We start from the raw sequence: 12628 nt of genomic DNA on the forward strand, positions 1-12628 counted from the left end.
CCGTCTTGAGTTCACCGTTCTAAGGAGTTACCGATGGCCACTCGCAAGTTCACTCAGCGCTCGCGCATCCGCGAAGGCCGTCCCAATCCGCTCGGTGCCACCTGGGATGGCTTGGGCGTCAACTTCGCGCTGTACTCGCGCAATGCCACCCGCGTGGAGCTGTGCCTGTTCGACGAGCGTGGCCGCGAGCAGGAACGCATCGCACTGCCCGAATACACCGACGAGGTCTGGCACGGCTACCTGCCGGATGCCCGCCCGGGCCAGCTCTACGGCTACCGCGTGCATGGCCCCTACGCGCCCGAGGCCGGGCACCGCTTCAACCACAATAAATTGCTGCTGGACCCGTATGCCAAGCAGATCGTCGGCGAGCTCAAATGGGCACCGCACCTGTTCGGTTACACCATCGGCCACCGCGACAAGGACCTGAGCTTCGATCGCCGCGACAGCGCCGCGTTCATGCCCAAGTCTGCCGTGATCGACCCGGCCTTCACCTGGGGCCAGGACCGCCCGCCGCAGACGCCGTGGAACCGCACGGTGATCTATGAGGCGCATGTGCGCGGCCTGAGCATGCTGCACCCGGCAGTGCCGCCGGAAGAGCGCGGCACCTTCTCGGCGCTGAAGACCGACGAATTGATCGACCACATCAGCTCGCTCGGCGTCACCGCGGTGGAACTGCTCCCCGTGCATGCGTTCGTCGACGACCAATATCTGCTGGAAAAAGGCCTGCGCAACTACTGGGGCTACAACACGCTGGGCTTTTTTGCGCCGCAGGCGCGTTACATGTCCACGCGCACCGTGGCCGAGTTCAAGCAGATGGTGGCGCGGCTGCATCACGCCGGCCTGGAAGTGCTGCTGGACGTGGTCTACAACCACACCGCCGAAGGCAACGAGCTGGGGCCCACGCTGTCGTTCAAGGGCATCGACAACGCCAGCTATTACCGCCTGGCCGACGATCGCCGCTTCTACATCAACGACACCGGCACCGGTAACACCTTCGACCTGACCAACGTCGGCGCGCTGCGCATGGTGATGGATTCGCTGCGTTACTGGGTGCAGGAAATGCACGTGGACGGCTTCCGTTTCGACCTGGCCAGCATCCTCGGCCGCGAGCGCTATGGCTTCGATCCCTCCGGCAGCTTCCTGGATGCGGTGCGCCAGGACCCGGTGCTCAGCCAGACCAAGCTGATCGCCGAACCGTGGGATATCGGCCCCGGTGGCTACCAGGTCGGCAACTTCCCGCCCGGTTGGGTGGAGTGGAACGACAAGTTCCGCGACAACGTACGCGCGTTCTGGCGCGGCGACGGCGGCCAATTGGCCGAGTTGGCCACGCGCCTGACCGGTTCGGCCGATCTGTTCAATCACAGCGGCCGCCGGCCGACCGCTTCGGTCAATTTCGTCACTGCCCACGACGGCTTCACCCTGCGCGACCTGGTCAGTTACGAAGGCAAGCACAACATGGCCAACGGCGAGGACGGCCGTGACGGCAGCGACCACAACATCTCGGCCAATTACGGCGTCGAAGGCGACACCAACGACGCGGCGATCAAGCAGCTGCGTCGCCAGCAGATGCGCAACCTGCTCGCGACGTTGCTGTTATCGCAAGGCACGCCGATGCTGCTGGCCGGCGATGAATTCGGCCACAGCCAGAACGGCAACAACAACGCGTATTGCCAGGACAACGAGCTGACCTGGATCGATTGGACGGCGGCCACCAAGGCCGCCGCCGCCGATCAAGCCGCGTTCGTGCGCCGCCTGATCCGCATCCGCCAGCGTTACCCCTTGCTGCATCGCGCGCGTTTCTTCGATGGCAAGTTCGACGAAGCGCTGGGCCTGAAGGATCTGACCTGGCTCGCACCGGATGGCCACGAGATGGACGAAGCCGGCTGGCACGACCCGGAAGCGCGCGCGCTGATGCTGCGCCTGGACGGCCGCTCGCCGACCACCGGCCTGCGCGAGATCGCCGCCAACGTGACCTTGCTGATGTTGATCAATGCCGCCTCCACCAGCGTGGCGTTTACCCTGCCATCGATGCACGACGAGCATTGGCGCGTGCTGGTGGACACCGCGCGCCACGGCGGCCGCGTGGTGGCCGGTGGCAGCGAATGGAAGGCGCCGGCGCACTCGCTGACACTGTTGGCGGTGGAACGCGACCGCATCATCAGCAGTGCGCGCATCGTTTCCGAAGGTGCGCGCTGATGGCGAGGACGGCCTGATGGATGTCTTGTTGGCAGGGGCGACCGGCCTGGTCGGCAAGCAGGTGTTGCAGCAATTGCTGGCCGACGCGCGCTGCACGGGCGTGGTGGCGATCACGCGGCGGCCGCTCACGCAGATTCACCCCAAGCTGCGCAATCAGGTAATCGACTTCGAACGGCTCGATCACTGGACGGCACCGCGCATGGAAGCGGCAATCTGCGCCCTGGGCAGCACCATGAAACAGGCCGGCTCGCGCGAGGCGTTCTACCGCATCGACCACGATTACCCGATGGCCATCGCACGCGCAGCCTGTGCGCAAGGCACCTCGGTCTTCGTGCTGAACTCGGCGGCCGGTGCCAACGCGCAATCGCGCATCTTCTACAGCCGCGTCAAGGGCGAGCTGGAACGCGATCTGCGCGACATCGGCTTCCCCTCGCTCACCTTCGTGCGCCCCGGCCTGATCGGCGGCGAACGCGAGGAGCGCCGTACCGGCGAACATCTCGGCAGCCTGGTGCTGGGCGCGCTCGGCCCGATCCTGCCACGCCGCTTCCGGATCAACCCGGCCGAACGGATTGCTGCGGCGATGGTGGCTGCAGCGCTGGCCCCGGCGCGTGGCGAGCATAGTGTTGAGGCCGCGGAGCTGGTGTAGCAGCTGCGTCGATTGCTTGGCTTGTATAGGAGCGCGCTTGCGCGCGATGAGGCATCATCGGGAACGCTTCAACGCGCGCAAGCGCGCTCCGACAGAGCTATTGTGCTACCTGCTCACACGCCCAACGACTGCCCACCATCCACCGCCAGCACTTGGCCGGTGATCCAGCGCGCCTGTGGTGAGGCAAGGAACAACGCGGCGTCGGCAATGTGTTGTACCTGCCCGAAGCCACCGAACGGAATGCTGTCGCGGATGCGTGCATATAACTCTGGTTCCTCGCGGCTGCGCGTGTCCCACAGTCCACCGGGGAACTCGATGGACCCCGGTGCGATGGCATTGACGCGGATACGCTCGCGCGCCAACTCTGCAGCCAGGGTGGTGGTGTAGTAATTGAGCGCGGCCTTGGCGGTGGAATAGGCGATCGCGCGTGGGGTTGGGCGTTGTGCGTTGATCGAGCTGATGTTGAGGATCACGGCTGCATCGCTGCTGCGCAGATACGGCAACGCGGCGCGATTGCAGCGCACCGCGGCCATCAGGTCGACATCCAGTCCGGCCTGCCAACTTGCATCGTCGTTGCCATGTCCGTAGCCGGAGGCGTTGTTGATCACCACGTCCAGGCCATCCAGCGCCTGCGCGGCGGCCTGTACATAGGCATCGATCTGGGTGGCGTCGGCCAGGTCGCAGGGCAGTGTGTGCACCGGCGCGCCATGCGTTGCCAATGCGCTCGCAGCCTGTGCAAGGCCGGCGGCATTGCGTGCGCAGATCGAGACCTGCGCGCCGTGACGCACGAATGCCTGGGCGATTGCCAGGCCGATGCCACGGCTGCCGCCGGCGATCAACACGCGTTGCGGGCGAACTGCGGTCTTTGACATGGCGACTGCCCGATTCGGAAACCGGCATTATCCGACAGCCGCGCGCGACCGGGTTGCCACGCGTATCGCCAGTGAGGTACGGACCACCATCGCTGTGCACGCTTGCGTGGCACCGGCACGTTGATTGCAGCGGTCTGCATCGCCGCATTGCGCAGCGCTGCAAAACCGGCATGCGCAAACGCACGCGACACCGCCGCGTACGGTGGCGACCGCTGTCATCTCGCTGCCATGTGCGATCGGCGTTGCCTGCGCCACACGCCTCATCACCGCTGGCAATCAGCTCATGCCGTTTTTGCTTGCCCGGCGCTAACCAAACGTTTACACACCGGCGTCGCACTGCGGGCACAACGTGCGAGTCATTCAGCGGGATTTGCACATGGAAACCCATATCACCGTCATCGGCGCCGGCTTCTGCGGCACCGCGCTGGTGCGTGCGCTGGCACAGACGGCCGATAGGCATATGCAGAACTGTGCACCCGAGCACGCGCTTTGCCGAACAGCGCAAACATGCGGCGCGATGCGTAGTGCGGCGCGCGGCATCGAGCTGGGCTGGGTCATGGTGATCGTCCCGGACAATCTGATGTCCAGAGCGCTTGATTCCCTCCTCTGCCTGGAGTTCGCCCTGCCCCGGCTTGCTCCCGCTGTCTTTGCCGCTGCGCTGTGTGCCTGTGCCGTGCCTGCCATGGCCAGCACATCGCTCAATTCGCGTGCCGACGTCATCGCCGCACTGGACGCCGGCTACGACGTCAGCCTGACCACCGATCTCAGTCGCTGCACGCCCGAACAGGGCACGCCGGCCAGCCAGACCCGCGGCGGCGGCCATATCGATGCCTACCGCATCACCGAGGACGGCACGGTCGCGTTCTCCGGCTCGCACTTCACCGTGGCCAGTAATGACAAGGTGCGCAAGCAATCCAGGCTTCGCACGTACCCTCATCCGCCCCTGCGGGGCACCTTCTCCCGGCGGGAGAAGGGACGTCTTTTCGCTGTGCAGGGGAGTGCGCGCGGCCGTAGCCCCTCTCCTGCGGGAGAGGGGTGAGGGTACGGGGCGTAGCCACGCGTGGCGGTTGGTGGGCAGATACAGAAACATGTAAGCATCACCTGCACGAACGCTGGAAATCGGCGGCGTTGTAGGTCATGGCATTAGATGCATGATGCCGGCGTTGTTGACCAGCCCATCGATTGCGCCATACGCCGCGATCAGTGCTGCCACGCCGGCGTTGACCGAGTCCTTGTTGGCGACATCCATTTCCAGCACCAGCGCTTGGCCGCCCGCCTGCTCGATGTCCGACTTCAACCCCTGCAGTCGGTCGGTGCGCCGCGCCGCAAGGCCGACCTTCATGCCTGCCGCTGCGGGTTTCTTTGCCGTTGCGTTGCCGATGCCGCTGGAGGCGCCGGTAATCAAGGCCACTTTGCCGTGGAACTCATTCGTTGATTTGGACAGTCTCTCGTCGGTTGTCGATACGGGATTGGACGCGGCCAGGCCCCGTCGAATCGGTTGTCAGTATCAGCGAGATGATGTCCATCCTATACCTGATTTCAATTACGCACCTGGGGGTAACTCGATATGGCCGAGGAAACCGCTGCCCCCTGCGACCTCTATCGCCTTGCGGACATCCGCACGGTGCTGGAGCCGATCGCCAACAAGTGGTCGGTCATGATCATGACGGTGCTATGCAACGGGCCAATGCGCTTCAACCGGATCAAACGGCAACTGGATGGCGTGACGCACAAATCGCTGACCGAAGCGCTGCGGCGGCTGCAACGGATCGGGTTGATCAGCAGGGAAGTGATTTCTTCGTCGCCGGTGGCCGTGCAATACCGGCGCACGCCGTTGGGCGACACCCTGGAAGCGCCGCTGATCGCGTTGCTGCACGGGTGCCAGGACCGCGCCAATGAGGTGATTGCAGCCGAGCAGGCGTTTGCAGCCAGTCCCCCCGCTGCGGCCTTGGAACCGGCATCTGCAGTTCTGCGGCGACCTGGAAGCGGCCGGTATTTTCAGTCGTGCGCCATACGTGGAGTGCTGCTGGATGGGGGCGTCGGCCCGGCGACTCATTGCCCCGATCAGTCTGCGAGCCTGCTGATTGATCCACCGGAACGCCGACGATTCACCCACAACGGCTGTGTGGCCTCACAATAGGCGGCCAGTTCCCAACCGATGTCGCCATGCGCAAGACCTACCAGCTCAACCTCGAAGGCAATAACCGCGATCGTCTGCTGGAGTCCAGCAAGAACGAGATCCGCAAGTACATCCGCCGCGAGCGCCGCAAGGACCTGCCGGAGGGCGCGGATTACTGGGACTTCGACATGCGCTTCGGCGTGGATGAGGCCAGCGCGCAGCCGTTGCCGCCGGCCGAGCTGATCCGTTCGATCAATGCGCTCACCAGCGAGGGTGGCGAGCAGTTTTTCGTGGAAATCCTGCGCAAGCCGGGCAAGCGCACGCCGCGCGCAGGGAGCGACCACGGCTTCGGTGATGGCGAGCTGGATTTCGAGCAGGATTGAGGCCGCACCCTGCGTCGGCAGTTTCACTGCGCACCGCGGCATTACCGTCGTTGAGCATCGCGACAGATCGCTAGCCGCGATGCGTGCGCAGGTCCGTCAGGGCCGCTGCGCCAGGGAGCACCACATCGCCGCGCTCAGTCGGGTTTTGCGGACGCCGCCGCCGCGCGCAGCTTGTCTTTCTTGCTGGGCCGCTTGCCCTTGATGCCGCCGTTGTTCTCCGGCGCGGCCGCATCCACGCCTTGTGCTTCACTCGCAGGCCTGGCGTTTGCAGGCGTTTCTGTCGTCGCCGTCGGTTCGAACCCGGCGACAACGCGCGTGGCGACCCGCAGGCCCTGGCGTTTTTCGATCAGCCGCCATTGCTGCGCGCTTTCGGCCGTGACGAAGCTGATCGCCACGCCGCGGGCACCGGCGCGTGCGGTGCGGCCGATGCGGTGGGTGTAGTCGACGGTGGAGCGGGGCAGGTCGTAATTGAGTACCGCAGGCAAGGCGTCTATATCGATGCCGCGCCCGGCCAGATCGGTGGCCACCAGCACCTGCACTTGCGCCTGTTTGAAGGCCCGCAACGTGCGTTCGCGGCGGCCCTGGCTCAATTCGCCATGCAGCGGCATCGCCTCGATGCCGGTCTTGCTCAATTTTTCGGCGACCTTCTCGGCGGTGTGGCGGCTGGCGACGAAGACCAGCAGCTGCGGCCATGCGTGTTCCTGCAGCAGATGACGCAGCAGCGGCGTGCGCTGGGCGGTATCCACCGCGATCGCCTGTTGCACGATCGCCGGTGCCTGTTCGGGCGTGGCCTCGATGGTGATGCGCAAGGGATCGCGCAGACGTCGCTTGGCCAGCGACGCGATGGTGGGCGGAAACGTGGCCGACACCAGCACGCTCTGCCGCTGCGCCGGCAATAGCGCAAGGATGCGATCGAGTTCGGTACCGAAGCCCAGTTCCAGCAGGCGGTCGGCTTCGTCCAGCACCAGCGTGGCCACCTCGCTCAGGCGCAGTGCGTTGTGATCGACCAGATCCAGCAGCCGGCCCGGTGTGGCCACCACGATGTCGGCGCCACCGCGCAGCGCCAGCAGCTGCGGGTTGATCGAACTGCCGCCGGTGGCGGCAACGATCTTGAGCCGTCGCGGCAGGTGCGCAGCCAGCTGGCGCAACGTGGCCTCCACCTGTGCGGCAAGTTCGCGGGTGGGCACCAGCACCAACGCACCCAGCACGCGTGGCGCGGTCTCCGGTGCCAGCATGCGTTGCTGCAGCAACGGCAACGCATAGGCCAGGGTCTTGCCCGAACCGGTCTGCGCCATCGCAATCAGATCGCGTCCGGCCAGCATCGGCGAAATCATGGCGACCTGGATCGGCGTGAGCGTGCGCACACCGGCCCTGGCGAGCGCGGACTCGAACGAGGGCGGTAGCTGTAGCGACAGCAAATCTGCTTTCAGTGACATCGCGCGATTATCCACGCATTGTCGACGACGTGCATGCCGAAACGAAGTGCAGGTGCGCTTGCAGCACAGACCGATCCATGGTGCCGCCAAGCGGCGGCAACAAAAAATCGTTGTGTCGGTCCCAGGTCTGATGCATCCAATGCGATTTGCCCTCGGCCGTGGCCCGGTTTTGTGCGGATGGTTAATCGCCGGAGATCAGTTGTACAGATCACGCTTCAGCATGGATTATTACCGCTTATCTGCGATGCGTCGTTCAGCGATTTTCAGCTGTTCGCATTATCGCCTAGATCTTCGCGCAACGGAAACAAGGTTTACGATTAACGCGCTCTAATATAGATGCGACTCCATGAGAGTGCAAATTCAGATCCATACAAGCGATGGTGGTAAAATGAAGAAGTTTTTCAGATCATTGGGAGTGGGTGGTTCGAGCAGCAGTCGTTTTCAGCCTCATATTCCAGAGGCTGACTCAGCACCCAGTAGTAAGGCGTCTACGCCTCCGTCCTCTCCGCCTCCGGACTCCCCGCCTAGTAACTCTGCATTTTCCGCTCTCCCAGCCAGACCTCGCAAGAAGGCCGAGGCCTTGTCGGATGCGGTGCAGTCGCGTGGACATTCAGCTCCATCAAGCTTGGTGTCTTATGCCAACGCAACTCTCGATCAGCTGAGGCGAAACGAACCTATCAGCGAGTCACTTCGGCTAATGGATATTGAGAACCTCCCCCATCTAGTTCGCTCATACGATAATAGATTGAAAAATCTAAATTTGCGCAGCTTCGATACACCCGGGGAGTTCTTGCATGAACTGGGTCGCTGGCATAAAACAGGATTGCCATTAAGGGCGGTAGTGCGACTGGACGAAGATCCGCGAAGGTGGCATCGCGTCGCATTCGACGTGCGCAATCACGAGAATGGTCACACGACGATTATCGCGCTGGAACCTGCGTCTGCTTATAATCCGGACCACATGCCCGGTTTCGTAAAGATTAGAGAAAATCTTACGTCTCAGTTCGGAAAGAAAATTTCTTTTTCGGTGATCGAAGCGGAAGCGCTTAAGTCAATAGGTGGATGCGTCATATTTTCTCTTGACTATGCCCTGGCGGCATACCAAGAAAGAAGCACTTTCGACCGGTGGCATAAAGATCTGCGAAAGAAGGGAAATATCATGGGAATGACTCCGGAAAGTGAGTACCTTGACGATCTTGGCGTCTATTTGCTTAGAGGAACCAGATTGTTGCCTGCAAATTTTTATAAACATGCGCATTCCAGGCGCAGCATCGACGAGCTCGAGGCGTATCAGCCTGGTGCATCGGCCACTGATGTGAGGTCCGGCAGAGCCGCCGTGTACAAGGAGTCGCTGAGCCGTAGACTGGAGGAGTTCCGGGTCGAGCGCGATAAAAGTTACAGCATGTCAATCGAAGCATCCAGAGCCAGAAAGATCCGCCATGCTTTAGAGTCCTGAGACAATTATTAAATATTATTTATGCTGCTTGGCATACAAAGCCCGCCTTCTCGGCGGGCTTTTTCCTGGGATGCTGCAGCGGCGAGCCTGACGGAAAGCGTAAAGGCCGGCCTGTAGCTTCGCCAAGCAGACCTATTCCCCTTGTGGTAGAAGCTGCGGGCGCACCATCACAGATATGAAAGCGCAAGCAATGTCATCTATTGCGCCCTGTTCTTGGCCATGCCACCTATCGGACCAGGGTGTAACCGAACTAGCGTTTGATCGAGGTTCTTTAGGGATGGTCTGATCAACGACGTCGGAGGATGATCTAAACCGCATCAGCCACTCTGATAGCGCTCAGACCCTCGATTTTTTGCCGTTTCCGCCGCGTTTGCGGGGTGTTGCCCGGGTTACAGGCACACCGTCCCCACGACAGGCATCAACTGCTTTCGCTTCAGCCAAAGGTTCGACAGTGCAAACAGCGTCAGCACCTGCGCGGTATTCTTCGCCAGGCCGCGATAGCGCACCTTGACGTAACTAAACTGGCGCTTGATCACCCGAAACGGATGTTCCACCTTCGCCCGCAGGCTGGCCTTGGTGTGCTCCCAGCGCTTGGTCCACTGCAGCTGGCGCGCACTCTTGATCTGCTTGAGCTTGGACGGCTTGGCTGCAATCAGGTAGCGCAACATGCGCTTGCGTGCCATCTCCGCGCGCTTGTCCAGCCCCGTGTAACCGCTATCCCCGCTGAGCATGTCTTCCTTGACATGCATCAGCTTGTGCGCCTGCGTGATATCGGCGACGTTGGCTGCCGTGCATTCCACGTGGTGCACCAAGCCGGACACATCGTCTACCCCAATGTGCGCTTTCATCCCGAAGTAATACTGATTGCCCTTCTTGGTCTGGTGCATCTGCGGGTCGCGCTTGCCGTCCTGGTTCTTGGTCGAACTGGGCGCTGAAATGATCGTGGCCTCTACGATCGTCCCGCCGCGCAGGCTCTGCCCCTTGCGCGACAGGTGCGCGTTGACCCGGTTGAACAGCTTGCGCGCCACATCGTGTTGCTCCAGCAAGTGGCGGAAGTTGAGTATCGTCGTCTCGTCCGGCACCTCATCCAGGCCGCCGATCTTTGCAAAACGCCGCATCGACACCGTGTCGTACAGGGCTTCTTCCGCCGATGGATCGCTCAATGCGTACCACTGCTGCAAAAAGTGGATGCGCAGCATCGTCTCCAGCCGATACGGCTGTCGCCCCGGCTGCCCCGACTTTGGATAATGCGGCTCGATCAGCGCCAGCAGGTCTTTCCACGGCACCACCTGATCCATCTCGGCCAGAAATACCTCGCGCCGCGTCTGCTTGCGCTTGCCGTTGTACTCCGCATCGCCGAAGCTCAGCTGCATCGAAATCGTCCGCTCGGTTCGTTGATCGATTGTCGCAGATCATGCTGCTTTGTTCAGAGCTTCCTTAGCACACCGAAACGTTGCACGGCTACAGGCGCCATTGATGTTGGGAGTCAGCGGCTGCATTGCGCTCGTTCACCCGGCACGTGCGCGCGCGCCTGCTTGTACCTACGTTCGTGGTTTCTGACAGAGCGTCTTCAATCCTGCGCGGCGAGCCGGCAAGGCCCGCCGCGCACGTGCTCAGTTGGCCAACGCCAGATCGTCCAGCAGCGCGCGCAGGAAACGTGCGGCGTCGCCGCCAGTGGCGGCGCGGTGGTCGAAGGTCAGCGACAGCGGCATCACCTTGTGGGTCTCCACACCGCCCATCACCGGCACGAGCTGGTAGCGCGCGCGGCCGGCAGCCACGATCGCCACGCACGGCGGCACCACCACCGGGGTGGCGTAGCGGCCGGCGAACATGCCGAAGTTGGACAGCGAGATGGTGTAGCCGCTCAACTCGGAGGCGGCAATACTGCGGGTTTCCACCTGCTGGCGCAGCCGGTTGACGCCTTCGCGGATGCCGTGTGCGTCCAGCATGTCGGCGTTGCGCAATGCCGGCACGAACAAGCCTTCTTCGGTATCCACGGCAATGCCGATATCGACCTGGTGGTGCAGGGTGCGGCTGAGTGCGTCGCCGTCGAACCAGGCGTTGAGCGCAGGCACCGCCTGGCAGGCGCGCACGATGCCGCGCACCAGGCGCACGGTGACATCGTTGCCGGGCTGCCAGGCGTGCAGGTCGGCATCGTCGTTGAGCGTGGTCGGCACCACCTTGGTATGCGCATCGGCCATCACGCGCGCCATGTTGCGGCGCACGCCCTTGAGCTGCTCCGGCTGGCCCTTGGCGCTGATGCCGGGCGATTGGGTGCGCATCGGCTTGCCGCTGGCTGAGAGCGGCGAGCGGGTAGTGCTGCCCTCATCCGCCCTGCGGGCACCTTCTCCCGCGGGCGGGAGAAGGGTCGCCGTTGCTGGTCGATCCCTGCCGTCGACAATGATCGCAGCGGCTCTCCCACCGCCACCGATCGGACCACCTCTCCCGCTTGCGGGAGAGGTCGGCGCGCCATGCGCGCCCGGTGAGGGCTGCGCGGTGCCGGCGGCCGCTGCCTGCTTTACGTCTGCAAGCGTGACCGTGCCGTCCGGTCCGGTGGCACGTACCTGCGCCAGATCCACGCGCAGCTTGCGTGCGAGCGCCCGCACCACCGGCATCGCGCGCACGCCGCCGACGGCGATCGCCTGTTCGCTCTGCACGGTGTTGGAGCTCTGCATGGCACCCACCACGGTGCCGGCGTCGTCGCGCTCGCCAGCGCCGGGATCCGCAGCGGCATCGGCATCCGCATCGGCAATTTCGCCGCCGTTGTCGGAGGCAACCACCCGCGCGGTGGGGCCTGCTGCGCTTTGGCCGGTGCTCGGCGTTGCCGCCTGCGCGCTGCCGCCGTGACCATGTCCGTGGCCGGTGTCCTGGCCATCGGCGCGTTGCGGCTGCGAGGGGTCCAGCGCGAACTGCGCCAGCACCGCACCGGTGACGATGATGTCGCCGGCCGCACCGGCCAGCTTGACCACCGTGCCGGAGAACGGCGAGGGCACCTCGACCACCGCCTTGGCGGTCTCCATCGAGACCAGCGGGTCGTCCAGGCGCACGTTGTCGCCTTCCTTGACGAACCATTCGACGATAGTGGCGTCGGGCAGGCCTTCGCCCAGGTCGGGCAGGTGAAAATTCTTGTTGTCGCTCATGGCAGATTCTCTTGCGCGGCAGGCAGCTGCGGCGTGGTGTCGTCGAGGAGTTCGAGGTCGGCGGCCGGCAGCCAGCCCTGCGTGCCGTCGGCACGCTCGGACCACCACCAGCCACCGTGTTCGTGATGCAGCAACACGTCCTCGCCTGCCTGGGCATCGAGTTCGCGTGCGTCGTAATCGCGCAGGGCTTCGGCCAGGCCATCGCCCAGCGGGCGCAGCCAGGCCAGCGGCGCCCAGCCGGCACGGCCACCGTCGGTGGTGACCCAGGCAAACGCCGGCCATTCTTCGTCGCGTACGCCGACGCTCACCTGCTGGCCTGCCTGGAAGCGGACCGGGTTGGCATAAGCGGCGCGGTGCTGGCAAAGCAGACGGGCGCGCAT

Annotated in this window: 11 protein-coding genes and 1 pseudogene; 6 read left to right on the top strand and 6 right to left on the bottom strand. The window is 63.7% G+C overall.

What is annotated here, in order from left to right; translation table 11 throughout:
• Positions 1–33 precede the first annotated feature (33 nt).
• Together glgX and M3O59_RS02010 are read left to right on the top strand one after the other, a co-directional pair.
• Positions 34–2196 carry a glycogen debranching protein GlgX gene (gene glgX / locus M3O59_RS02005; RefSeq protein ID WP_064633142.1) on the top strand — a complete coding sequence of 721 codons (2163 nt, stop codon included), beginning with the start codon at positions 34–36 and terminating at the stop codon, positions 2194–2196.
• A 16-nt stretch (positions 2197–2212) separates the two neighbouring features.
• A complete protein-coding gene (locus tag M3O59_RS02010) occupies positions 2213–2842 on the top strand; it encodes an NAD(P)H-binding protein (RefSeq protein ID WP_249046847.1) in 630 nt (209 codons plus the stop codon).
• 113 nt (positions 2843–2955) lie between these two features.
• On the opposite strand, the gene M3O59_RS02015 is transcribed toward M3O59_RS02010, so the two are convergent.
• On the bottom strand, positions 2956–3714 hold the full coding sequence (locus M3O59_RS02015; RefSeq protein ID WP_116905865.1) for an SDR family NAD(P)-dependent oxidoreductase: 759 nt from the start codon (positions 3712–3714) through the stop codon (positions 2956–2958).
• Positions 3715–4336: 622 nt separating this feature from the next.
• Between M3O59_RS02015 and M3O59_RS02020 the strand changes: the two are divergent.
• Positions 4337–4669 (top strand): annotated as a pseudogene (locus M3O59_RS02020) (VirK family protein); the annotation flags it as partial.
• Positions 4670–4849: 180 nt separating this feature from the next.
• Here the strand turns inward: M3O59_RS02020 and M3O59_RS02025 are convergent.
• Entirely contained in the window at positions 4850–5125 is a 276-nt protein-coding gene (locus tag M3O59_RS02025; RefSeq protein WP_249046846.1) for an SDR family oxidoreductase, read from the bottom strand.
• A gap of 156 nt (positions 5126–5281) precedes the next feature.
• Here M3O59_RS02025 and M3O59_RS02030 point away from each other — a divergent pair, with 156 nt between their 5' ends.
• On the top strand, positions 5282–5854 hold the full coding sequence (locus tag M3O59_RS02030; protein ID WP_249046845.1) for a winged helix-turn-helix transcriptional regulator: 573 nt from the start codon (positions 5282–5284) through the stop codon (positions 5852–5854).
• A 26-nt stretch (positions 5855–5880) separates the two neighbouring features.
• Complete coding sequence (locus tag M3O59_RS02035; protein WP_147308498.1) at positions 5881–6216, top strand: DUF6172 family protein; 336 nt, start codon at positions 5881–5883, stop codon at positions 6214–6216.
• Between the two features lie 134 nt (positions 6217–6350).
• On the opposite strand, the gene M3O59_RS02040 is transcribed toward M3O59_RS02035, so the two are convergent.
• A complete protein-coding gene (locus M3O59_RS02040; protein WP_116905866.1) occupies positions 6351–7652 on the bottom strand; it encodes a DEAD/DEAH box helicase in 1302 nt (433 codons plus the stop codon).
• 346 nt (positions 7653–7998) lie between these two features.
• On the opposite strand from M3O59_RS02040, the gene xopJ reads away from it, so the two are divergent.
• A complete protein-coding gene (gene xopJ / locus M3O59_RS02045) occupies positions 7999–9108 on the top strand; it encodes a YopJ family type III secretion system effector XopJ (RefSeq protein WP_116905867.1) in 1110 nt (369 codons plus the stop codon).
• Between the two features lie 389 nt (positions 9109–9497).
• On the opposite strand, the gene M3O59_RS02050 is transcribed toward xopJ, so the two are convergent.
• The 3 genes from M3O59_RS02050 to M3O59_RS02060 form a co-directional block, all read right to left on the bottom strand.
• A complete protein-coding gene (locus M3O59_RS02050; protein WP_249050091.1) occupies positions 9498–10481 on the bottom strand; it encodes an IS5 family transposase in 984 nt (327 codons plus the stop codon).
• Between the two features lie 240 nt (positions 10482–10721).
• Positions 10722–12248, bottom strand: a complete 1527-nt coding sequence (locus M3O59_RS02055; protein WP_116906489.1) for a dihydrolipoamide acetyltransferase family protein — start codon at positions 12246–12248, stop codon at positions 10722–10724.
• A complete protein-coding gene (locus tag M3O59_RS02060; RefSeq protein WP_116906490.1) occupies positions 12245–12628 on the bottom strand; it encodes an SH3 domain-containing protein in 384 nt (127 codons plus the stop codon). Before M3O59_RS02060 ends, M3O59_RS02055 begins: the two co-directional genes overlap by 4 nt.

The organism is Xanthomonas nasturtii (assembly GCF_023337365.3).
GTDB classification, from domain to species: domain Bacteria; phylum Pseudomonadota; class Gammaproteobacteria; order Xanthomonadales; family Xanthomonadaceae; genus Xanthomonas; species Xanthomonas nasturtii.